At 69.3% G+C, this 22,155-nt stretch carries 18 protein-coding genes; 9 read left to right on the top strand and 9 right to left on the bottom strand.

Annotation, left to right across the window (positions count from 1 at the left end):
* Positions 1-29 precede the first annotated feature (29 nt).
* Positions 30-3,419 carry an LGFP repeat-containing protein gene (locus tag OG589_RS17325; protein WP_405150266.1) on the bottom strand — a complete coding sequence of 1,130 codons (3,390 nt, stop codon included), beginning with the start codon at positions 3,417-3,419 and terminating at the stop codon, positions 30-32.
* A 207-nt stretch (positions 3,420-3,626) separates the two neighbouring features.
* Between OG589_RS17325 and OG589_RS17320 the strand changes: the two genes are divergently transcribed.
* The 4 genes from OG589_RS17320 to OG589_RS17305 all read left to right on the top strand — a co-directional run bounded on the left by OG589_RS17320 (position 3,627) and on the right by OG589_RS17305 (position 7,236).
* Positions 3,627-4,154 (top strand): hypothetical protein, encoded by a 528-nt coding sequence (locus tag OG589_RS17320; protein ID WP_405150264.1) that lies wholly within the window; start codon positions 3,627-3,629, stop codon positions 4,152-4,154.
* A 166-nt stretch (positions 4,155-4,320) separates the two neighbouring features.
* Entirely contained in the window at positions 4,321-4,878 is a 558-nt protein-coding gene (locus OG589_RS17315; protein ID WP_405150263.1) for a hypothetical protein, read from the top strand.
* Positions 4,875-5,804: a hypothetical protein gene (locus tag OG589_RS17310; protein ID WP_405150262.1), complete on the top strand. Its 930-nt coding sequence runs from the start codon at positions 4,875-4,877 to the stop codon at positions 5,802-5,804. Before OG589_RS17315 ends, OG589_RS17310 begins: the two co-directional genes overlap by 4 nt.
* 25 nt (positions 5,805-5,829) lie before the next feature.
* A complete protein-coding gene (locus tag OG589_RS17305) occupies positions 5,830-7,236 on the top strand; it encodes a hypothetical protein (RefSeq protein WP_405150261.1) in 1,407 nt (468 codons plus the stop codon).
* A 145-nt stretch (positions 7,237-7,381) separates the two neighbouring features.
* Here the strand turns inward: OG589_RS17305 and OG589_RS17300 are convergent, their stop codons facing one another.
* Together OG589_RS17300 and OG589_RS17295 are read right to left on the bottom strand one after the other, a co-directional pair.
* Entirely contained in the window at positions 7,382-9,151 is a 1,770-nt protein-coding gene (locus OG589_RS17300) for an ABC transporter ATP-binding protein (RefSeq protein ID WP_405150260.1), read from the bottom strand.
* Positions 9,148-10,848 (bottom strand): ABC transporter ATP-binding protein, encoded by a 1,701-nt coding sequence (locus OG589_RS17295; protein WP_405150258.1) that lies wholly within the window; start codon positions 10,846-10,848, stop codon positions 9,148-9,150. Before OG589_RS17295 ends, OG589_RS17300 begins: the two co-directional genes overlap by 4 nt.
* Positions 10,849-11,065: 217 nt before the next feature.
* Between OG589_RS17295 and OG589_RS17290 the strand changes: the two genes are divergently transcribed.
* Entirely contained in the window at positions 11,066-11,929 is an 864-nt protein-coding gene (locus tag OG589_RS17290; RefSeq protein ID WP_405150256.1) for a hypothetical protein, read from the top strand.
* A 54-nt stretch (positions 11,930-11,983) separates the two neighbouring features.
* Here the strand turns inward: OG589_RS17290 and OG589_RS17285 are convergent, their stop codons facing one another.
* Positions 11,984-15,244 carry an amidase family protein gene (locus tag OG589_RS17285; protein WP_405150254.1) on the bottom strand — a complete coding sequence of 1,087 codons (3,261 nt, stop codon included), beginning with the start codon at positions 15,242-15,244 and terminating at the stop codon, positions 11,984-11,986.
* A 205-nt stretch (positions 15,245-15,449) separates the two neighbouring features.
* The gene (locus tag OG589_RS17280; RefSeq protein ID WP_405150252.1) at positions 15,450-16,490 is read right to left on the bottom strand and encodes a S66 peptidase family protein; all 1,041 of its coding nucleotides are present in this window, start codon (positions 16,488-16,490) and stop codon (positions 15,450-15,452) included.
* Between the two features lie 122 nt (positions 16,491-16,612).
* On the opposite strand from OG589_RS17280, the gene OG589_RS17275 reads away from it, so the two are divergent.
* Positions 16,613-17,302, top strand: a complete 690-nt coding sequence (locus tag OG589_RS17275) for a class I SAM-dependent methyltransferase (RefSeq protein WP_405150250.1) — start codon at positions 16,613-16,615, stop codon at positions 17,300-17,302.
* A gap of 367 nt (positions 17,303-17,669) precedes the next feature.
* Here OG589_RS17275 and OG589_RS17270 read toward each other — a convergent pair whose 3' ends face one another.
* Positions 17,670-17,837, bottom strand: coding sequence for a hypothetical protein (locus OG589_RS17270; protein ID WP_405150248.1), 168 nt, complete (start codon positions 17,835-17,837; stop codon positions 17,670-17,672).
* Positions 17,838-17,925: 88 nt separating this feature from the next.
* The gene (locus OG589_RS17265; RefSeq protein ID WP_405150247.1) at positions 17,926-18,450 is read right to left on the bottom strand and encodes an NUDIX domain-containing protein; all 525 of its coding nucleotides are present in this window, start codon (positions 18,448-18,450) and stop codon (positions 17,926-17,928) included.
* A 325-nt stretch (positions 18,451-18,775) separates the two neighbouring features.
* Here OG589_RS17265 and OG589_RS17260 point away from each other — a divergent pair, with 325 nt between their 5' ends.
* Complete coding sequence (locus OG589_RS17260; RefSeq protein WP_405150246.1) at positions 18,776-19,165, top strand: hypothetical protein; 390 nt, start codon at positions 18,776-18,778, stop codon at positions 19,163-19,165.
* Positions 19,166-19,196: 31 nt separating this feature from the next.
* Positions 19,197-19,652, top strand: coding sequence for a hypothetical protein (locus tag OG589_RS17255; RefSeq protein ID WP_405150244.1), 456 nt, complete (start codon positions 19,197-19,199; stop codon positions 19,650-19,652).
* On the opposite strand, the gene OG589_RS17250 is transcribed toward OG589_RS17255, so the two are convergent.
* Together OG589_RS17250 and OG589_RS17245 are read right to left on the bottom strand one after the other, a co-directional pair.
* Positions 19,619-19,795 carry a hypothetical protein gene (locus OG589_RS17250; protein WP_405150242.1) on the bottom strand — a complete coding sequence of 59 codons (177 nt, stop codon included), beginning with the start codon at positions 19,793-19,795 and terminating at the stop codon, positions 19,619-19,621. The genes OG589_RS17255 and OG589_RS17250 overlap by 34 nt on opposite strands.
* Before the next feature lie 367 nt (positions 19,796-20,162).
* A complete protein-coding gene (locus OG589_RS17245; RefSeq protein ID WP_405150240.1) occupies positions 20,163-20,402 on the bottom strand; it encodes a hypothetical protein in 240 nt (79 codons plus the stop codon).
* Between the two features lie 1,351 nt (positions 20,403-21,753).
* On the opposite strand from OG589_RS17245, the gene OG589_RS17240 reads away from it, so the two are divergent.
* On the top strand, positions 21,754-22,155 hold the full coding sequence (locus OG589_RS17240; RefSeq protein WP_405150238.1) for a hypothetical protein: 402 nt from the start codon (positions 21,754-21,756) through the stop codon (positions 22,153-22,155).

Here is a 22,155-nt window from a genome sequence, read left to right as displayed (position 1 = left end):
GCCAGGTTTCGGGGGAGCGCCGCCGGGTGTCAGCCGCCGAAGGGGGGCAGGGTCTTGCGGGCCGCCTCCAGGTCGGCCGCGGAGCCGGCCCCGCCGTCCGCGGCGAGTCGCTCGTACAGGCGGACGCGGTTGCGCATGCAGCGGAGTCCTTCGATCTGCTTGCCGTCATCCCAGTACGCGTAGGCGAGGAAGTAGAAGGCGCCGGCGAGCTGGGGCCAGTAGGCGTTCGGGGTCAGGCCGGACAGGTCGGGATAGCCTGGCACGGCGGGGACCCCGGCGAGCTCCTGGTAGATGGCGACGGCCCGCTCACCGGCCCGCTGGGCGCCGGGCAGGTCCGGCGTGCGGAACATCGTCTCCTCGACCAGCACCTGGGCCAGCATGGCCTTGTACCCACCCGGGTCCGAGGCGGCCAGCTCGTCCAAGATCTGCACTCTCTCTCGCATGGTCTTCAGTCCATCCTCGTGTCGGTTCGCGTTCCATAGGTCCCAGGCGAGCTCGTAGAGCGCCTGAGCGCGGTCAAGCAGCGGCCGCGGGCACCGGACATCGTTGTCGTGGCGCACGGGGTTCAGCGGGTCGCGGAAATCCAGCACCAGCGGGGTGTCGCACCCCGTGGTGCGGATCTCGACGTACCCGTCATGGCCGTGCGGCGCCTTCAGGTACGGGCCGTCGACCAGCGGCAGGCCGCGGAAGTCCTCCACGACGGGCTGCCCGTCCATGTGGTGCACGATCGGCAGGTACGCCACCCCCGCGGGCCAGAGGCGGTACGTGAAGCTGTGGTCGTCGGCCGAGTTGAACACGTAGTGGTCGCCGATGGCGAGGCTGGCCGGCAGCGTGGAATTGCGGTCCCTGGTCCGCTTCGCGAACTCGTCGAAGCCCATCGGCGAGGCTTCCATCGCGTAGAAGAACCCGACGTTCTCGGGAGCGGTGACCAGTGAACCGGGGTTCGCGGCCGGCGTCCGGTACGCGGCCACCCAGAAACCCAGCCGTCCGTAGCCCGGCAGGTCCTGGTCGAGGTTCAGGATCACCCAGGGGCCGTCCTTGGGCGTGTGGGTGAGCTCGCACCACTTGTCCAGCCCGCGCAGATTGGCGCCGCAGGCGAAGCCGCGATGCACGCCGTAGTTGGTGGCCCCCCGGTTGCCGGGGTAGACGTCCAGCCGGATCACGTCCTCGAACCGCACGTCGGCGCGCGTGGGCAGCAGCGTGGTCGACTGCACGGCGCCGACGTTCTTGAACGACATCAGCTCGTCGTGTCCGTAGCCGCTGTTGACGAACATGCCGCCGGCCGTCAGCAGGAACGAGGGGGAGCTGTAGTAGATCTCGATGCCACCGGCGGGCGGTTCCGGTGACGCGAGCAGCGGCGTGCCGCCGAAGCCGCGGACCGCCGGTCGTTCCCCGTGGTAGAGCCAGTGCTGCACGGCCTCGGTCTTGGTCAGGGCGTGCACGTACGCCGCGGCGGGCGGGCGGTAGGACGACAGGCCGGCGATCAGCCCTTCGGTGGACCACTGGAACTGGATCCACTCGCCTCCGGTCCCGTCCGGGTTGACCGGGCCGGTGTAGGCGAGGAAGAAACCGAACTGCGGGTCGGCGGAGAGCACGAGGTCGTTGTGCGGGGCACCGGGACCGTTGACGTCCGACACAAGTCTCCTGAACGGTCCCATCCGGCGGAGCCTGTTGCTCGACACGGCGAACTTCACCGTCGTGTAGTCGAGCACGATCCGCGCCGCCGTCCTCACCCGTGGGTCGGAGGAGAACTCGAACAGGTTGATCAGCGCGTTCAGTGAGTAGCGCTGGTAGGGCCGGGCGTTGTACTCGTGGAAGTCGTGCTTGGCGATGGTGTGCAGGTAGCCGAGCAGCCAGTTCGCCAGCCCGTTCGCCTGGTTGTCGTACCTCGGGTCCTGTGTCCGCGAGAACAGGAACTGGTTGGTGAGGTACCGGCTCGACTCGATCAGGAGGATGTGGTTCTCCGACTCGGGCGGGTCGAGGCATTCGAGGAGGCTGAGCGGGGGAGGCAGCAGCGACTCGAAGTCGCAGCACACCTCCTTGGTCTCGATGCCCACGTCATGGCCCCCGCTGAGCGTGAGAAGCTCGTGCGTCACGTGCTCGTCCACCTCCGGCGTGAGCAGGTCGCCGTACCGATGGACGATGGTGATGAGACCCTTCAGGAAGGTGTCGTACTCACCCTTCGTCTTGCAGACCCACACTCCGACGAACTCCGTGGCGTCGGTGCCCACCTGTCCAGGCGTCAGGTCTTTCAGCACCTCGTTCACGAGGACGTAGCTGGGCAGTTCCCCGGGGGTGCGGTGGCCGGCGTCCAGGCTCAGGGCGTGGCAGCGGGCGATCAGGGCCGTGGCGAGGTCCTCTCCGGCCTTGGTGTCGCCCGGGACCAGCGTGCGCGAGGTGGCCGTGTAGTTCACCAGCGCGTTGACGCGGGCCTTGTGCGTCGCGAAGGCCCGCCCGGGCGTCCCGCCCCTTTCGAGCGGCTCCAGGTGGAGGTCCCGCAGGATGACATTGACGTGGACACCGAACTTGCGGCCGACGAAGTCGGTGACGCGCACCATGTACGAGCCTGCCTGCCCGGGCGTGTAGCGGATCTGTCCCGAGCTGGCGCTCTGCCGGGCGCACTCCAGCGTCGCGAAGGCCGACAGGGGCACCCGCTCGGTGTACACCGGCTGGGGGTCGCCCCCGTCGAGGTAGAACACCTCGACGATGGACTCCGCCGAGATGGCGCCTTCGATGAACCCCCAGTTGATCACGAGGGTCCGGCCCTGCTGGTAGGCCAGTACCGTCATGTGCGGCCCGAACTCCGGGTACGCCGCGACGGTGCCGCGCTCGAAGCGCTGGATGTGGTAGTCGCCCCCGCCTACCTCCTCCTCGGCGAGAGGATGGCCGAGGGCTCCGGCCCCGGCGCCCAGCTCGCTCCAGCGCTCCGCGATCACCCCTTGGACGGGGAAGGGCTCACCGGCGGACGACTCCGGGGCGAGCCGGATCCGTACCGGGACCGTCCATCCTTGGATGCTCTCCTCCGGCCCGGAGTCGTCGCAGCCCTTGACGGTGAAGGCGTACTCCCCGTAGCCCTGCAGCCGGATCCTGCGCCTCCCGCGATCCGGCCGCCCGTGGATCGCGAAGTTCGCCTGACCCTGGCCCCGCCCGTCGAAGGCGACATCCATCCGGAAGTAGTCGTAGGTGTACTGCTCGGCGATCACCCAGTCGAAGACCGCGTCCTTCCACAACCGGTACGCCATGACGACGGCCTTCTGGTGCTCGGACCAGCAGATCTCACCGTGCTCGAAGGTCTGGCGCCGCCCGCGCCCCTCCGCGTCCGTCTCCGGGCCGGTCGCGCGCCCGAGAGGCCCTCTCTCCGCGCCCGTCGCCCGCCAGCGGTCACCGATCCTCCCGCTCACCACGAACTCGTCGGCCATGACGGCGCTCTCCTCCAAGCCGCCCCGGGAACCCGCCGGCGTCGGGGGCGCGCGCCGGTGGCCGGCGGAGGTGCCCGCGCCGGATCACTCCCGAAGCTAGGGCCGGTGAACGCGAGGCACATGAGTATCCCCCTACCTACGTCCCGGCGCCTGGACGCCGAAGGCGGGCTGACCAGAGACGGAGCGGGGCAGGAGAACCGAGCGGGCATGGGATACGTCTATACGGACGTGCGTCGCAGCGTCATGATCTCCGTCCTCGCCGTTGTCGCCTGCCTGGCGGGATGCGGCGGCATCGTGCCTTCCACGAACGTCTGCACCCAGATCGGCATGCCGGTCGGGCTGGCCCTGCGCGTCGAGGCGCCGCTGGCCGCCAAGGTGAAGCGGGCCACGATGCGGGTCTGCTGGGACGGGTCCTGCCGCGATGCCGGGCTCGTGCTCACCCCCTCGACCACGAGCGTCCCCGCGCGGAAGACCTGCGGGCCCGGCCCCGAAGACACCTGCGGCGCGGTCGCTACGCCCGATGGCGAGCTGGTCGCCTTCAACGACCTTCCCGGCCTCCCCAAGAAGGCGGTGCGGGTCGGCGTGGCGCTGTTCGACGGCGAGGGCGCGTCCGTACTCGACCGGGAGATCGAGGTGACCCCCAAGGGCGCCTTCCCGAACGGCCCCGACTGCGGCGAGGCCGGCCCGCAGGCCGGCGTCGTCGCCGGCGAGACCGGCCTGCGCGAACGCGCCTGAGCGCCACCGCGCCGCGCGCTTGTCCTATCCGGCGGCACGGTCATGGCGTCGTAAATCGGGCTGATCACGGGCGTGGCACTCATTGCTATAAGTGCTTACAGGGTTACTTTGTGTACGCATTCTGCCGAGGCGTGAATTTCAATCCACTCGACATTGGAAGAAGGACATGTACACCACCCGCCTGCTCGGGCCATTTGCCATGCTCGCATCAGCATTGGCCATCGCCGCCGCGTTCGCGTTCGCCCCTGGGGAGGCGACGCCCGCCGCTTCCGCCAGTCAGGGCATCGAGACCCCGGCTTCGAATCCGACCCCGAGTACTTCCTCGACCGTTCCTCCGGAGGAGGAGCCCTGTCCCGGTGGTGAGCCCAAGCCGTGCGGCGCGCCGGCGAAGGAGCGCGAGAGCGTCGAGTCCGGTCGTGAGGAGGTCGGCAAGGAAGTCGCCGAGGCCAAGAAGGACATCGCCACGGCCAAGGAGAAGGCCGAGCAGTGCCCCCCGGAGTCCAAGCAGTGCATGGAGAAGCTCGCCGGTGACGGTGCCGAGCAGCGTCAGGGCATGGAGGAGGTCAAGCAGGCGCTGCAGAACTTCCAGCCCGCGCCGTCGGACAACGCCGCCTCGGTCCTGGACGGGACGTGCGCCGCGTTCGCCGCGGATCTGCCCTCCGTGCTCACCGCCTCGGGCGGCCTGGCACAGCTGACCGGTGTCTGCGAGCTGATGAAGCCATGATCGCCCTCAACTCCCGGTGCGGCCGGATGTCGCTGCTTCCGGCGGCCGCCCTTCTCGCCCTGGTGCCGATGGCCGCGTTCGCCTCTTCTCAGCCCGAGGTGCCCACCGCGCAGGCGTTCGACGGCGACAAGCCGCTGTCGTCGGTGCGACAGGCGACCGAGCGTTGCGCCGCCGAGCCCGGCGACTGCCGCTTCCACATCGACAGGCGTCTGTCGATGGAGTACCACACGACCGTCAAGTCCTTGGGCAACGCGGCGATCAACTGCACCAAGGACGCGATCCAGGTTGTCCGCCAGATCACTCTGAAGACCGGCAGTACCGACAACCTCGGCGGGGAGATCACCGGCAACATCACGGCGGAGGGGAACATCAGCGCCTCAGGTGAGGTGTCCGCCGGAGTGAACGGCGAAGCCGGCGGGACGTTCACGATGCCCAACATGCAGCAGGGCCCCTCGGCGTCGGTCACGGCCAAGGCCGGCGCCACCGGCAACGGCAAGGTGACGGGCTCGCTCGGGGTCAAGGGCGCCTTCCAGGGGGCCTTCAAACTCCAGTACTCGCGCAACTGGACCACCGAGCAGACCGAGTCCACCAGCTACACCACCACTGTGCGCCCTGGTGACGCCCTGGTGTTCGGTGCCAGTTCCGCCATGCAGCGGGTGGCGGGGAAGATCACCGTCGGTGGGGGACTGTCGGTGCGCAACGTCGTCGTCGACGGCCCCTCCAGCGTCAACACCAGCACCTTCATAGCCGACACCTATACCGTGCCCGGCACCGCCTGCGAGCGGCTGCGCCCCGGAGGCAAGACCGCCGTGGACGACACCGGCAGTCGCCTGGCCGGTGGCACCGATCCGCTGACCGCCGTCCCTGCGCTGCCGCCGGGCGCACGGCTGACCCACCGCACCGTGCTCGCCGCCGAGCGTTCCTGACCGACCTGTTCCCGTGGAGATCATCGTGAAGACACCGCACACCCGCGACCGGACCGGTGCGGTCCGGTCCGCTGGCACCACGGCCATCTTGTGCCTGGTCATGTCCGCGGCCGCGCAACCCTCATATGCCGGACGGGCCGCCCCCCAGCCGGTCGCCGTCATCAACGGCGACTTCGCCCTTCCCGCCTTCACCGGCTCCGACGTCAACTGGTCGGCCATCCGGGGCTGGTCGGTGGGCTCGACCAACGGAGCCGGCACGGCGTCCGGCGTCGGGCGCTACTCGGGTACCGCCTCGGGGCATCCGGAGGGGAAGGCGGCCGTCATGCTCCGTATACCGGCTCCCGCCTACGCCTTCAAGCAGCGGCTGCGCGGTGTGCGCGCCGGCGCGCAGGTCACCGTGACCTTTGACGACAGCCCCAGCGTCGCCACCGTCTGCACCCCGGCAAGCCTCGCAACGGGCCAGCCCTACACCGTGGAGGGTGCCGGCGGCCCGGTCGGCGATCGGACCACCGCTCCCGACCCGGACAAGAAGGCCGGCGTCCTCGGCAAGGGCGTCTGGCGTCTCGGACAGACCTACACCTTCACCGCCGCCGAGAACGAGCCGCTGGTCACCTTCACCTCCCAGGTTCCGCAGACCGGCGCCAACGCCGGCGCGGCCTGCGGTCCCTTGATCGCTGATGTGCGGGCGGTCCAGATCCCGCCACCGGTGGACAAGACCATTCCCAAGACCGCCCTGCCGCCGTCGGAGGCCTTCTACGGCAACGACCGCAGGCCGGTGGCCGACATGGTGAACTACTGCGCCGGCGCGCTGGGAAGGTGCCTCTTCACCCCGGACAAGGCCTACTCCTACGCCTACTACGAGCCTGCCCAGCTCAACAGCGACACCTACATCAACTGCACGCGCAACACCCTGAACCGCACCCGCCCGGTCGACTTCAGCGGGCGCTCCTACGGCGACCTGCCCGCCAACGCCGGGCTGCCCGGCAGCGGGACCACGGTCAGCGTCATGGCCCAGCAGTTCACCGCCGGGACCGGCAGGGCCCCTGACTGGGCTCCCTCCACGACCCGCACGGTCACCGAGATCGTCCAGCCCGCCGAGGCGTCCTGGATCGAGACCCAGGCCGGCCGCCGCCGCACCGAGGGCTGGTTCACCATGAACCCGGCTCCGGCCGACCCCAACGCCGAATGGCGCCTGTACACCGTCCTGGACTACCCCACCACCGAACTGTCCGACCGCGTCTACCAGCGCACCGGACCGATGACCCCGTCAGAAAAGCAACGCTGCCAGTCCGACCGTCCCGCCGCGCCCGCCCCGGTCGGAGCCGGTACCCCCGCGGTCGGCCTGCGGCTCTCCCGCCCGTCCATCACGCCGGCTCCCTTCGACGACCTCGGCCCGGTCTTCGGGACCGCGGAGGAGCGGACCGTCGGATAGGTCGAGCAACGCGCTGAAGGCTCCGATAGCCGCAGCACAACGCCCCGGCTCCCACCCGCGCGGATGCCGGGGCGTCGCCGTCCCGCCGTACGGCCCGGCCGGGTCATCTCCGTGTGTCGCCCGGACGTCGAGCCGGCCGTGATGCTCAGCCGGGATTCGCTCGAAGCCGCCCGGTAGCGCCCGCCGGAATCCCAGGGGCCGGTCCCGGCTCGTCCAGCGGACTGAGCGACCACAGGCGCCGCATCTCCGGGCAGGACTCCAGCAGCTCGTTCAGCCGCCCCACGCCGACCAGCCGGCCCCGGTCGAGGACGAGGATCTGGTCGGCCCGCGCCAGTACGGCGGGCCGGTGGGAGACGACCAGGAGCGTGGTGACGCCGGTGATCCGCTCCCACAACTGCTGTTCGGTCTCCACGTCCAACGCCGAGGACAGGTCGTCCACCACGAGCAGGTCCGGCGAGCGGACCAGGGCCCGCGCGGCGGTCACCCGCTGCGCCTGCCCGCCCGACAGCCGCACACCCCGGGAGCCGACCTCCGTGTCCAGGCCCTCGGGCATCCCGCCCAGATCACGGTCGAACGCCGCCAGCTCCACCGCCCGGTCCAGTTGGTCGGAAGGCCAGCCGAGCAGCAGGTTCTCCCGCAGGGTGGCGGAGAACAGCCTCGGCACCTGCCCGACGTAGGCGACCCGGCCGGGCACCAGGAAGCGGCCGGGATCGGCCACCGGCCCGTCGTTCCAGCGGATCGTGCCGGCGTCCAGCGGTTCCAGCCCGAGCAGGGCACGTACCAGCGTCGTCTTGCCCGCGCCGACCGCGCCGGTGACGACCGTGAACGATCCCCGCCTGACCTCAAGGTCCACCCCGTGCAAGCCGTACCCGACGGTGAGGTTCCGCGCCCGCAGCACCTCCAGCGGGTCGCTGTGAGCAGGGCGAACCGCGGCGGGGTACTCCCGGCGGAACCAGACACCGGTGTCGCGCGACGGCTCCTCTCCCGCGCCCATCATCTGGGTGAGCCGCTCGGTGGAGACGCTCGCCTGGGGCATCCGCGAGAGGATCACACCGATGGCGCGCGGCAACGCGGTGAGCCAGCCGACATAGGTGGTGAACAGCACCAGGTCGCCCACCGTGAAGTCGCCACGGCGCATGGCGGGGGCGGCCAGCAGCAGCACCAGGCCGATACTGATCTCGACGGTCGCGCCGGTCGCGGTGCTCAGCAGGTCGGTCGCCAGCCGGTCCTTCACCGCGGCCTCGCGACGCAGGCGGTTGTGCTGACGCAGACGCTCCAGCGCCGCCTCCTCGGCACCGGCGGTCTTGATCGCCAGCACTCCGCCGAAGATCTCGCCCAGGTAGCCGGTGACGGCCGCGCCGAGCACGCGGGCCCGCTGGTGCAGCCGCCTGATCAGCCCGTTCATCAGACGGCTCAGCAACGCGATCGCGACCGTCGGAACGACCAGGACCAGCGTGATGACCGGGTCGATGGACGCCATGATCGCCAGCGCGGCGGTGCTGAAGAGCGTGGCGCCGGCCAGCGGCACGGACTCGTCCACGAACTCCACCACGTCGCTCACGTCGTCACGCAGCCGGGCGAGCGCCTCGCCGGAGGAGTGCGGCACCCGTCCCCGGCCGGTCAGGATCGAGCGCAGCACGTTGGCTCGCAGCAGGGTCGCCGCCGCGATCCACCAGTAGTCCCCGTAGGTCCAGGCGACGGTGATCATGAGGCCGCGGACCACCTCCACCCCGACGAACGCCGCGCACAGCAACAGCGGAAGCCGGCGAACGGTGAGGTCGTCGAACAGCTGCCGCAGGATCAGCCCGCTGCCCAGCGGCAGGACGCTGACCGGCAGCCACAGCAGGCCGCCGATGAGGTAGCGGCGCAGGTCGAAGCGGGCCAGCGCGGTTGCCACCACCATGACGGGCTTCACCGGCCCACCCCGGAGAGCATGCGCGCGAACCGGCTGGCCGGGTCGGCGAGGAGATCCCGCCGCCTGCCGTACTCGACGATCTCGCCGCCGGACACGACGGCGATCTGGTCCACCTGGGACAGCGACGCGAGCCGGTGGGCGATCAGCACGCCGGTCCTGCCGGACAGCAGCCGCGTCATGCTGCCTTCGATGCGGCCTTCGGTGGCCGGGTCGAGCCGGCTGGACGCCTCGTCGAGCACCACGAGCCCGGGGTCGGCGAGGAAGGCCCGTGCGAAGGCCAGTAGCTGCGCCTGCCCTGCCGAGACCTTGCCGAGCTGGGCGTCGAGGTCCCAGTCGGGGAGCCCGACTTCGGAAAGGATGGCCCGCAGGCGCTCGTCGTCGGCACAAGGCCGGAACAGGGTGAGATTGTCCCGGACGCTGGCGGCGAACAGCTGCACGTCCTGGGTGACCACTCCGATCCTCCTGCGGACCGACGCGGCGTCCACCTCACGCAGGTCCAGGCCGCCGACCCGGACGACACCCGCCGTCGGGTCGTACAGGCGCGCCACCAGGCGGGCGATGGTGGTCTTGCCGCTGCCGGTGCGGCCCACCAGGCCGAGCGTCTCGCCTGGCGCCAGGCTGAGCGCGACGCCCTTGAGCACCGGCTCGTCGTCGTAGGCGAAGTCGACGGCGTCGAACTCCAGGCGCAGCGCTCCGGTCTCGGGAAGGCTCTTGACCGTGGCGGGCACGGGCAGCGTGCGCCGTTCGGCGAGCAGGTCGCCGATGCGTCCCAGTCCGGCAAGGGCCGTCTGGTACTGGCGAAGCTGGTCGAGCAGCCGCTCGAACGGCGTGCGAACCATGAGCGTGTACTGGAACAGCAGCACCGCGGTGCCGACGCTGAGCGTGCCCGACAGAGCCAGCATGAGCGCCGTGCCCGTCGCGAACGCCACGCTCGTCCCGGCCAGGATGCCGCTGCCCACCGCGTCCCTGCGCCGCTCGGTCCGCCACAGCGCGGCGCTGACCTGATAGAGGCGGCGCACAGCGTGCTCGCCCGCGCCGTTGGCGCGCAGATCGTCCGCCCCCGCCAGCCGCTCCTCCAGGTAGCCGAGCAGGGCGGCGCCCTCCGCCCGCGCACGCGTGGCGGAGGGCACGGCGAGGCGCTGCGCACGGATCATCCCCAAGCCGATCAATACGCAGTAGGCCAGCAGCACCATGCCGATGCCGGGATCGATGGTGAACACCACCACGATCACCCCGCACAGCAGCAGAACGCTGACCACCACGTCCAGCAGGAGTGCCACGACGAAGTCGGCGACGGCGACCACGTCGCCGTCCACCCGTTCGATCATCTCGCCGGGTGTGTGCCTGCCGTGGAACGCCATGTCCAGGCTGAGCGCGTGCTCGGCCAGCCGTTCGCGCAGCCGGTTGGTCCCGTCCCAGGCCACCCGGCTGCCCAGCCAGGCGGTGACCATCCGGGCGGCCTGCCCGGCGACCGACAGGCCGAGATAGCTCAGCGCGATGAGGACGAGCGGGTAGATGCCCGCGCCGCCGACCGCGTCATCGACGAACCGGCGGGTGAACTGCGGCGCCGCGAGCGGCAGAGCCGTCGCGGCCGTGACGGCGAGAACCAGGAGTACGGCGGAGCCGGGCCCGGGCAGGAGTGAACGGAGAACCCGGCTACCGTGGGCCGCACTCCCCGAGGTCAACGAGGTCGACAAGCGTCATGTCCTTTGTATGGGTGACTGTGGCGTTCTGGATGGACATGAACGCGTGCCTCATTTCGCCTCCTCGGGTGACGGGTCCGTCGATCGCGAGTACAGCAGGCGGCGCACCCGGCGGGCAACGGGTTATTCGACGGGGCTTACCCCCGCATTCGTCATCTGGGATGATCACCGCTTACATATCCTCATATTCCTTGAAAAGGACGAAGAGCCTATGAGGCGATGGTTCACCATGCCGGCCGTCGTGCTGATCGCGTTCGTGCCCGTCGCCGCCGCTCCGGCGGCCGCCCAGGCCGGTCCCACCGACCCGGCGCTCATGGTCAAGCGGCAGCTCCGGGCCGGACGCGGCGTCGAGATCGCCGAGATCAGTCGTCTGACCTTCGACAAGACCACGGTCAGATCACGGAAGAACAGCAGACTGCAGTTGAGTCCCTCTGGACCGGTCGCCTTCGACACCACCTGGCAGGAGATTCCCGACCCGGAACTCAAGAACGAACTGGAAAGCAGGGGCGACGACCCGTCTTCCGACCAGTTCGACCCGTACTACCTGACCTACGTCAAGGGACGTCTCTACATCTCCGGTGGCTCCTATGACCGCCTGCTTCCCGAGGGGAAGACCTGGATGGGCATGGCGTTGAAGGAGATCCCGGTCGACGCAGTCACCGAGCAGACCCTCGACGTGTTCCAGCCGGCCGTCCTCCGGGCCGTGCTGAAGGACTCGAAGGGCAAGCCCGTCTCCGGCGGGTTCTTCTACCAGGGGACGGTGACGTACGCGGAGCTGTACAAGGCGTCCAAGAGCACCTACGCCCGGGAGTTCCGCGGTCTGCCCGTCAGCGAGTTCGGCAAGCGCAAGATCGGGTGGCGGCTCTGGACCGACGGCGAAGGCCTGATCAAGCGGCTGATGACCAAGGACACCCTGGGCAGGCGCGTCATGACCACGCAGCTCGACACCCGCTACACCGGCTGGGGACTTCGCGTCGTCGTGACCGCCCCGCCGGCCGACGAGGTCATCGACAGAAAGGACCTGCCCAAGGACACCCCGGGCCCCGGCCGGTGGCCGGCGTCGCGCACGCGTTAGCGCGACAACGGGAGGGCCCGCGCCGGGTGACGGCGCGGGCCCCGGGGTCGAAGGTCAGTGGTGGGGGCGGGTCGTGAGGAGGCGGTCGCCGGGGTTGCACAGCTCCCCGGTGAAGAACGTGCTGCCGGGCACGCACCGCCACATGCTCGGGTTGGTGTAGCTCGGGGCGAGGCGGACGTGCGTCGCCTGTTCGAGGGCGTAGCCGCCGGCCAGGAGGTTCGCCTCGCTGAAGGCCGTGCCGACGAAGGTGACGCCGATCGGGTTGTGGCCCGCGGAGCTGGCGGTGGCGCCGTACCCCGCGGGGAGCGTCAGCGCCGGGTAGCCCGCGCGGTCGGCGTAACCGACGAGCGCGCTGCCGCTCGGCACCATGACGGCGTCGAAGTCGTCGGACTTGTCGCCGGGCGTCCCGTTGGTGAGGATGCCGTCGATCAGCGCGCGGTTGGACGCCTTGCCCGCCTCCAGGTCGGCCTGGTACGCCGCGCCGGTGGCGGGGTCGGACAGGTCGACGGCCTGGGCGGCGAGGAGCTGGCCCTGCTGGTACTTCAGTCCCTCCACGGGGTTGGCGTCGTTGTAGTCGATGATGGCCTGCAGTGACCGGGCTCCGGGGCCGCGCCGTACGCCGGACAGGTAGGTGTTCAGGTCGCGCTTGAACTCGCGCGGCACGACGCTCGCCGGGTCGGGGCTCGGCGTGCCCGGTGTCACCTGGGTCGTCGTGGCCCCGAGCGACTGCAGGGCCGTCACCATCGCGGGGTACGGCGCGGCCGTGCTCGCCACGACGGCGATCTTCTTGCCCTTGAGGGCGGTCGGGGACAGCCCCGCGGTGTAGTCCTTGACCGGCGAGTCGGCCGTCGCCGGGTCGGACCGGTCGGGTCCGGCGATCGCCGTGAGCGCGCTCGCGGCGTCGTACACCGTGCGGGTGATCGGCCCGGGCGCGTCCTGCGACCGGGCGACCGGCAGGACGCCGGTACGGCTGACCAGCCCGACCGTCGGCTTCAGGCCGACGACGCCCGCCGCGTCGGCGGGGGCCACCAGCTGGGCCGAGTCGGTCGACGTCTCCATCCCGATGGTGAACGCGGCGAGCCCGGACGCCGTCGCCGCCGCGGAACCGCCGGACGAACCCGCCGGGGTCTTGTCGGTGTCGGACGGCAGGAGCACCTGACCGGCGAGCGAGGAGTACCCCTTCGGCATGTTCGAGTCGAAGACGCCGTTCAGCTCGGAGACGTTCGTCTTGCCGAGGATGATCGCCCCGGCGGCCTTGAGCTTGGCCGCCACCGTCGAGTCGCCGGCCGGCCGGAGGTCCTGCAGGGCGATCGAGCCGCCCGTCGTGGCCAGCGAGTCCACGTCGAACCCGTCGTTGAGCAGCACGGGAAGGCCGTACAGCGGACCGCGTGGCGGCTTGTGACCCTTCTTATCCTTCTTGTCCTTGTCGCGCTCCCGGTCGAGCTCCCGGGCCTCCTTGATGGCGTCGGTGTTGATCGAGCGGACCGCCTGCGTGGCCGGTCCCTCGGCGTTGGTCAGCGCGATCCGGTAGAGGTACGCCTTGACGAGCTCCTCCGAGGTGAGCGTGCCCGCGGCGAGCCGGGCGCCAAGGCTCTGCGCCGACTCGGTCTCCAGCGAGACCCGCAGCGGCTGGGGCGCGCGGCCGAGCAGGTCCATGATCGTGTCGTAGTCGGGGTTGCAGTGCCCGCGCTTGGCGAAGGGCGGCGCCGGGACGGTGTGCGCGCAGCGGTACATGCTCGGGTTCACCGATGCGGCCGTCTGGCGCAGGCGGGTGGCCTGCTCGATGACGTACCCGACGCCGATCAGGTTGTACTCGTCGTACGCGTTGCCGTGGACCTGCACGTTGACCGCGCGGCGGGTCGTGGCGGCGTACCCCATGGGGATCGTCATCGTGGGGTACCCGGCCTGCGGCCCGTTCGGGACGCTGCCGAGGATCGCGATCACCGGGTCGGCGGGCTGGGCCGGGTCGGAGTTGGTGTAGCCCATCATGTCGTCGATGGCCTTGTGCCAGGCGGCCTTGCGGATGGGCAGGTTCGTCCGGTACGCGGTCTCGTTGGCCCCGCCGGGGGTGATGTCGGCGAGCGACGCGTTGAGGTGGCTGTTGTTGCCGAACTTCAGCGCCTGCTGCTCGTTGGCCTGGTTGTCGGCCACCTCCTGCACCAGCGACTGGATCGGCGCCTTCGAGCCGAGGCGCTTGTAGTACTCGTCGATGGTCTTGTGCTGCTCGTAGCCGCTGGGCAGGTTCGGCAGCGTCCCGATGGTCGCCGCCGGCCGCGGCACCATGATCGCGCCCGCGGCGGTCAGCGCGTCGTACGCGATCTTGAGCGGGCTGCCGTCGGTGAGCGTGCCGTTGTAGCCGACCTTCTTGCCCTTGACGAAGCCGACGTCCAGGGCCGCCATGTAGTCCGGCAGCTTCGCGGGCGGGGTGGGGATGACGCCGGTGGCGAGGTAGTCGGGTCCGAAGATCGCGCTGTACTCCGCGTCGCTGTCCGGGTCGGGCCCGGCGATCGAGGCGAGCGTCATCGCCGCGTCCGACACGCTGCGCACCATCGGCCCCGCGGTGTCCTGCGAGGCGCTGATGGGCGCGATGCCGTACCCCGGCACGAGCCCGACGGTCGGCCGCAGCCCGACGAGGCTCTGCGTGCTCGACGGGCTGATGATCGACCCCGACGTCTCCGTGCCGATCCCGAGCGTGGACAGCGCCGCCGCCATGGCCGTGCCGGTTCCGGACGAGGAGCCGCTGGGGTTCTGGTCGGCGTCGATGCCGTTGATGACCTGCCCGGTGAGGTTGCTGAAACCGGACGGCTGGTTGCCGAAGCTGTTGGCGAACTCCGAGAGCCCGAGCTTGCCGAGGATCACGACCCCGCGCTCGCGCAGCTTCTTGGTGATGCCCGCGTCCGTCGCCGGGTACGACTTGCGCAGCGAGTAGTTGCCGGCCGAGGTGTACATGCCGGTGACGTCGATGAGGTCTTTCAGGAGGATCGGCAGCCCGTGCGCGGGCCCGAGGACCTGGCCCGCCTTCCGCTGGCGGTCGGCCAGCGCCGCCTGCTTCAGCGCGTCCGCGTTGATCTGGGTCACGGCGTTCAGCCCCGGACCGCGCTTGTTCAGCGCCGCGATGCGGTCGAGATAGGCCTGGGTGAGCTCGACGGAGGTGAGCTGTCCCTTGGCCATCATGGCCTCGGCCTGGGCGCCGGTGAGCGTCTCCAGGTCGAGTGCGCGCGGCCGGTGGTCCTTGGCCATCGCGGCCGCCGGTGTGAGCGTAAGGGTGAGCGAGAGGGTGAGGAGAGTTGTGAGGGTGAAGCGGATTCTGGGCACCACACGCTCCTTGAGGAACCTGGTAATGCCCGTGACCGTATAGACGATCAGTTACGGCTAAATGTCCGGAATGTTCCCGAGCCGAAACCAAGTAACAGGAGTCCGATTCGCTGGTGAGAGTGCGGACTCAGGTCGCAAGGTGACGGCCGGGTCGTGAAGGGCACGATATGCGCGATGATCTGCATCTCCCCACAGACCACCCAGGTCAACGTGGCGCACCGCCCAGGGTTTGCGTGAGCTCATTGCGGTTCGCGGTGTACACCACCCGGCCGTGCGCGCCGTTGACGATGGGCAGGTACGGCGGCACGTGACCGCAGTCGACATCGGCGATGACCGGCACGCCGAGGCCGCCGAGGGCGTCGAGCACCGCTTCGTGCTGGGTGAGGGAACCGGTGCCCGGGGCCTGTGTACGCCCGACGAGCACCGCGTTGGCTCCGGTGAAGAACCCGGCGAGCCGCATCCCGTGCAGGTTCCCGCAGATGGTGGCCGCGTCGTGGCCGGCGGCCTCGACGTAGACGAGCAGCCCTTCGGGCGCCGCCGCCCGCGCGAAGGCCGCCATGTCGCCGTAGGGCGTGCCGGTGAGGTTGCACAGGGTCTCGACGCAGCCTCCGATCAGCCGCCCCTCGGCCCGCACGTCACCGTCACCGTCCAGCCGCGTCCACCGCCCCGGGGTGTCGAGCGTGAACTCGCTCACCTCGGGAGAGGTCTGGTAATCGTCCCACCCCCGCGCCCGGTGGCGATTCGGCGGAGTCTGGGTGAACGTCGCGCCCGGCTCCATCGTCACGATGTCCAGCCAGGTGAGCAGCCCTTCGGGCGCGCGGTACGGCGTGTCCATCAGGTTGTTGCCGTGCACGGTCGCGACCCCGGTCAGCATCGTCAACGGCGTGATGATCGTCGACATGTCGGAGAAGCCCACGACCCACGTCGGGTCGGCCGCACGAAGCGCGTCCCAGTCGAGCAGCGGCAACAGGTCGATCGCGGTCTCCCCGCCCCACGGCGGCACGACGGCCCTGATGCCCGGATCGGTGAGCATCTTCATCAGCTCGCGCGCCCGCTTCGCCGCTGGGGCGCTGACGTGCGCGGAGCCGTACATGCACTCCCCGACGACCACCTCGTACCCGCGCTCCTCCACCGTGCGGATCGCCACCTGAAGGCGTTCGCGCAACTGCTCACCGACTCCGCTGGAAGGGGCGGTGACACCGACACGGTCACCGGGACGTAACGGGGCGGGGTATCGAATCCTCATGCCCATGATCCTTCCGCGACCACCGGCTCCTTGGGAAACCGATTTCGTAGATGGGTTCGTACGAGGGGCTCCGGCTCAGCTGATCCGCCTCGCGGAGTGAAGTCCTATGTAGTCTCGTTCGCATGAGCGCAGAGACAAGCCGGGGCACCGGTCCCGGCGTCATCACCCCCGATGGCTCGCCCGTGGAGTTCTACGCGTTGCTCGAAGCAGGTGACGAACCGGAGATCATCCGAGCGGTGGTCCCCGAGTCGGGTTCCATCCTGGAACTCGGCTCCGGCAGCGGCCGGGTCACCCATCCTCTCGTCGGCCTCGGCTACCACGTCGTGGCCGTCGACGAGTCGCCCGAGATGCTGGCGCGGGTCCACGGCGCCGAGACGGTCTGCTCGTCCATCCAGGACCTGCGGCTCGATCGGCGCTTCGACGCCGTCCTGCTGGCCTCGTATTTCGTCAACCTCCCCGACGACGCCCTGCGAGGCGAGCTCCTCGCCGCCTGCCGTCGCCACGTCCGCGACGACGGTTCCGTACTCATCCAGTGGCAGCCCCCGGAAGCGCACGACGCGTGGCGTGTGGGCGGCGGCCGTACCTTCGAGGGGGGCTCCATCACCCTGGCCGAGCTCAGCCGGCCCGCTCCGGACGTCTTCTCGGGGACCACGCGATACGAGCTGGACGGCAAGGTCTGGACCCAGTCGTTCACCTCGCGCCGGATGACGAACGAGGAACTGGCGGCGGAACTGGCCTCGGCCGGCCTCGCCTTCGCCGAGTTCCTCACCGGCGACCACGCCTGGATCCGCGCCACTCCCCGCACGCCATGACCGGCGCTCATCGTGACTTCACCGGATCTTCGTGAGGTAGATGATCACGCCAGGCATGCTCATCATGGCGTCACCTCAAACCAGACCGTTCGGCTCGTCGTGTCCTGTCCCCACCCCCAGGCTGAGGACAGCTCCCGGACGAGCCACAGCCCACGGCCGCTCTCGCTAAGCGGGTCAACCTTCGCCGGGATCTGCGGAATGCTGTTGGCCGAACCCTCATCGACCACATCGACACGCACGGTAGATCAACCGCCGCGCGTAGACCCCGCTTGTTCAGGTTCCACGCAAGCCGGACCAGGTGAAAGTACTGCTGCTCCCTCACCGTCCGAGGAACCCGCCGGGCGTTTGCCGGTGCGCGGCCATCCCGCTAAGAGCGATCGCGCACGAGACCTTGGTCTGTCATTCGGACTCCATCCGCGCTGATCACATGGGTGGAGTCGGTGCGCTGCTTGCCGCCCGCCTTGAGCAGACCCCGCTCGATGAGGGCGGTCACCGGCAGGTCCAGGGCCAGTTCCTCCAGCCCGTGTGCGACCACGCGGGAGCGGAACTCACTGAGCAGCCCAATCGCACAAAGCCGCCCTCGGACAGGAAGCCTTGAACGCGCGAACCGCCGACGAGACGCGTCATGCCATGGGGTCGTGTGCGGAGTACCGCTCGCCGTGCCACGGCAGGGTGACCGGCGATCGGGGGATGTCACCGCCGAGCAGGCGCTCCATCAGGTCCGCGAGGTGGAACGGCGTGACCCGGTCACGGGTGGCGCGCAGCTCAGGCAGCGTCCACCAGCGATGTGACGTCAGCAGGGCGAGTTCGGTCTCCTCCTGCCCCGAGGTGTCCACCTCCAACGTTTCCACGCGGAGGAAGAAGAACGAGTCCGTCGCGAGGTACAGGGTCTTGTCGCCCTGCCAGTGACCGGTGGTGACGGCCACCACCGGCCCCATCTCCTCGGAAGGGACGAGCAGCCCGGTCTCCTCCCGCAGTTCCCGGGAGGCCGCGACGGGAAGAGACTCCCCCGCCTTCACGCCCCCTCCCGGCGTGAACCATGCCTCCTGGTTGCGCCGCTCGCCCTCACCCCTGCCCTGGAACAGCAGCAGGCGGTCGAGCGCATCGGCGAGAAGGATCCGAGCGGTCGGCCGAGAAGTCGCGTTCACCACCCTTGTGATCTTAGGCGGCACCCGCGGGTCTCAGGGCGTCCGACGGCCTGCCGGTGGGCAGCCCCGCGCCCGGTTCCCGATATGCCGATCAAACAAACGAGCTTTCGCATGTTTCGTCCTATTTACGGCCTTGGGAGGGTTTAAGGAGGTGACGGGCAGCGGTGGCGCTCTGGAACCGGACGGCGCCCGTCCGCCGATTGCCGGTCAGACTCCGGACAGGAGTCGTGTAAAGGGCGTGCAAGGTAGGGCCCGTTTGTTTTACGCCCTTTCGAGAAGGATATGGTTTTTGTCTACATTTAGACCAGCATCGCTGGGAGTTGGGTTGCTGGCGGTCGCGCTGGCCGGCGGTCTCCTGGCGGTGCCGGCCCAAGCGCTCTCACCCCAGCAGGACACCGTCACCGAGATGCCGGACCGGCACTCGGCGCTGGAGGCGGCCCAGCGTCAAGGAGAGCGCGTGGAGATCTGGTCGCTGCGCGATGATCGCAGCACCACCTACGCCAATCCCGACGGGTCGTTGCGGACGGAGTTCTTTTCCGGCCCGATCCGCGCCGAACAGGACGGCTCCCTGAAGCCGATCGACACCACGCTGGTGGAACAGGACGGAGTGCTGCGGCCCCGGGTCGCCCAAGCCGACGTCGAGTTCTCCAACGGCGGCAGTGCGCCTCTGGTGAAGCTGGGCAAGGGGCGAGTCGTTCGGCGTGCGGTGGGGTAAGCCACTGCCCAGGCCCGTCGTGCAGGGGAACGTGGCGACCTATCGCGATGTGGTGCCTGACGGCGACCTGGTCGCCACTGCTCTGCCCACAGGAATGACACACGATGTGGTGCTGAGGAAACGGCCCAGCGGCCCTCTCGAAGTACGCATGCCCTTGGCCTTGGCCGGGTTGCGGTTCGCCAAGGACACATCCGGACGCCTCCGGCTCACTGATACCTCCGGCCGGCTGGTCGCAGGCGCGCCCGAGCCGCAGATGTGGGACGCCGCCGCGGATTCGCCGGACGCGGGCCGTCGCGCCGCTGTGGCCACCAGCATCGAGAACGGCAAAGCCGGCCCGGTGTTGGTGCTCAGGCCCGATTCGGGCTTCCTGGCCGATCTGAGCGTCCAGTACCCGGTGACCATCGACCCGTGGACGACACTGGCGCTGCAGACGGACACCTTCGTCTCCACCGACTACACCAGTGCACCGCCGCTCTGTCCTTGGTAGATGCGTCCTGACTTGTCGGTGGCACCGTCGATGACGGCCGCGCACCAGATACCGTGCTCGTCGCCGATCACCACCAGCCGGTCCTCGCCACGGCCGGTGCTCTTGGGTACCTGCGCCTGTTCGGCGATCATCCATCGGCTCACCGCTCTCCTGCCCCGGCCGAGCCAGTCGGGGGAAGTGCCCGCCGGTGCCCACCAAGCTGTGCCGAAGCTCGCGGGGCGCCCAACCTCGGCAATCCCTACCGACGAACAAAAACCGTCCGGGGCTCCACTCCCTGCTCCGTGAGGTGGCTCCGGGAGAATGGCTACTGGGGTCACACAGATCGGCGACGTTGTATCTGTTCGATAACTCGCTCAAGGCGGCAGCGGCCGAGCCGGCGTTTCAGCGATACGGCCGGACGAGCACGTCCGGCCGTATCCGGGAGCATCGGCTCCAGTACCTGCCGCTCTTCATCGGTCAGATCCCCGCGTACGCCGCGATCATCCCGACGAGAAGCAACACAGGATCAACTTATGCATGCGCCAGGGCCCAATACTTGGTGCCGGCGATCGTGGTCGTGGTGCAGTAGTAGCCGGGGCCGGCCGCGTTGGCGTCAGAGTGGCACTGCGTCGCGCCCTTCGTGGTGTACGAGTAAATCCGGCTGATCGTCTGGGCGGAGGCCACGCCCGACAGCAGAGTGACGGCCACGGTGGTGGTTGCGACAACGGTGGCCATCCCTGCGGACAGGCGCTTGAGGGTGGTGGTCTTCATAGGTTGGTCCCCCTTTTGAGCGGTAGCTGTATCAAGATCCCCTGAAACGGGTGCCGGGCACCCACAGGGACAATCTTCGCGAAGCGCTTAGAGCGCAACAAGATCGTCGCCAGGGAGCATACAGGCTTATCAACTACGCGTCAGTAGGGTTCGACAGGAATCGAACAACCCGAACCCACCTTTTCTCTGACAGACTGGCGTAAAACGGGATTAAACGGTCTTAAAGCTGCACGAGTAGGACAAGAACGAGATCTTCTTCGCAGTGACCTTGAGGGTGACCGCGGCTTCGGCGGTCATTCCAGCGGCGAGGATGAGCATCGTTCGACGGTCCACGGATGAGTCCAGCCTTCCCGCAATTCAGGCCATGGCCAGGACATCGATATCCCAGGGGTCGGCGTTCTGGACTGGCCAATGGAAACGGTGTTCTCCAGGCGGCCATCCCCGCGCCCACCATGCCCCGCAGTCCACTCAGATCTTGGGAGACGGTCATCCACCACGCTGCGCTGATCCACCGAAGCGGCGGTCTCCGGCCGGACTCCGCATGCCGATCAAGGAGCATCACTACCTCAGGGACGCAAGCAACGCACCCCTCGACTCTTGTTGATCTTGCGTGGTAAACAGGGAGTCCAGTGAAAGCGCGGTAGCTGGCTGCACAACGGGGCGGGTCCGGGGGTGGCGTGGAGTCCGACGCGGGCGATGAGTGACGCTGATCGGTGAACATGGAGCGGCGGGCAGCAGCACGCTGGCCACGGTGCTGAAGCACTGCCGCGAATCGCCGGCCGTGGAGTTCACCGGCGCCGGACAGCTGCGGCGGCGGGTGCTGCTGAGGGGGCGTTCCGCCGTGGTGGGCGCCCGAGCAGAGGACGCGGATGGTGCGATCCGGCCGTTGGGGGAGCGGACATGGCCCAAGGGGTGGCCGATGGCTGAGGGAGTAGCCGTCCATGCCCTCGGCCTCTGAACTGGGTGAGCTGACACGGCGGCGGCTGCGCCGGATGCTCGCGATCGCCGTCGCGGTGATCGCGGTGCTGGTGGTGTTGGTCATCGTGTTGCTAACCCGACGAGGCGATTTAGGCGCGGCCCCGCTCGGCCCACCGCCGCAGTCGTCGGTGGGCGTGCCCTCGACGGGCGGCCCGGTGGCGGTGCACCGTACAACTGCCCTGCCCAAGCCTGCGGACTACTTCAAAGGCCAGTACCCGGTGCGGTTTCCGCACACCCCGCAGGGTGCGGTGGCGGCTGCGGCGGCGATGTACCAGTACGTCTACACCCTGGACCCCGCCAACGCGCAGAAGGTCGCGAGCAGCAGTGGCTGTTCTTCACGCTCCTCAGCCAGCCCGAGTTCAGCTTCGCCGGCGTGCTCAACATCTCCCCGAAGCGGCTCGCGAACTGCGCCAGCGACTTCGACATGGACCAGGCCTGGCGGACGCCCAACGTCCTGCTGAGCATCGTGCGGGACGTCGAGGAGATCCGGTCGGTACGGGTCCGCGCAGTGCTCGCCGACGAACTAGGCCGGCTAGACGTGGACAGCCGGTCCGGGAAGAAGGCCGACGAGATGCGTGCCCAACTGGCGCGGATCGAGCCCCCACCGTTTACATTCTCCGCACAGCCCCGATCCGCTCGGTATGAAACACGCCGGCACGCGGGCCGCGTCGCGCACGCGGTGACAGATCGTCAATGCAAGGCGCGCGATACCGGACATATCGACACCTCCTTAGTCATTTGGGGCGCGGGTAACCTCATGCCTCAAATCCCCTAG

The organism is Sphaerisporangium sp. NBC_01403, from assembly GCF_045040145.1.
Classification (GTDB): Bacteria; Actinomycetota; Actinomycetes; order Streptosporangiales; family Streptosporangiaceae; genus Sphaerisporangium; species Sphaerisporangium viridialbum.
This window is presented reverse-complemented; position numbering and strand designations above follow the sequence as displayed.

Coding starts and splice junctions, on each gene's coding strand:
- OG589_RS17290 (WP_405150256.1), top strand. CDS start 11,066: ATGAGGCGATGGTTCACCATGCCGGCCGTCGTGCTGATCGCGTTCGTG.
- OG589_RS17280 (WP_405150252.1), bottom strand. CDS start 16,490: ATGAGGATTCGATACCCCGCCCCGTTACGTCCCGGTGACCGTGTCGGT.
- OG589_RS17275 (WP_405150250.1), top strand. CDS start 16,613: ATGAGCGCAGAGACAAGCCGGGGCACCGGTCCCGGCGTCATCACCCCC.
- OG589_RS17245 (WP_405150240.1), bottom strand. CDS start 20,402: ATGAAGACCACCACCCTCAAGCGCCTGTCCGCAGGGATGGCCACCGTT.
- OG589_RS17320 (WP_405150264.1), top strand. CDS start 3,627: ATGGGATACGTCTATACGGACGTGCGTCGCAGCGTCATGATCTCCGTC.
- OG589_RS17325 (WP_405150266.1), bottom strand. CDS start 3,419: ATGGCCGACGAGTTCGTGGTGAGCGGGAGGATCGGTGACCGCTGGCGG.
- OG589_RS17310 (WP_405150262.1), top strand. CDS start 4,875: ATGATCGCCCTCAACTCCCGGTGCGGCCGGATGTCGCTGCTTCCGGCG.
- OG589_RS17315 (WP_405150263.1), top strand. CDS start 4,321: ATGTACACCACCCGCCTGCTCGGGCCATTTGCCATGCTCGCATCAGCA.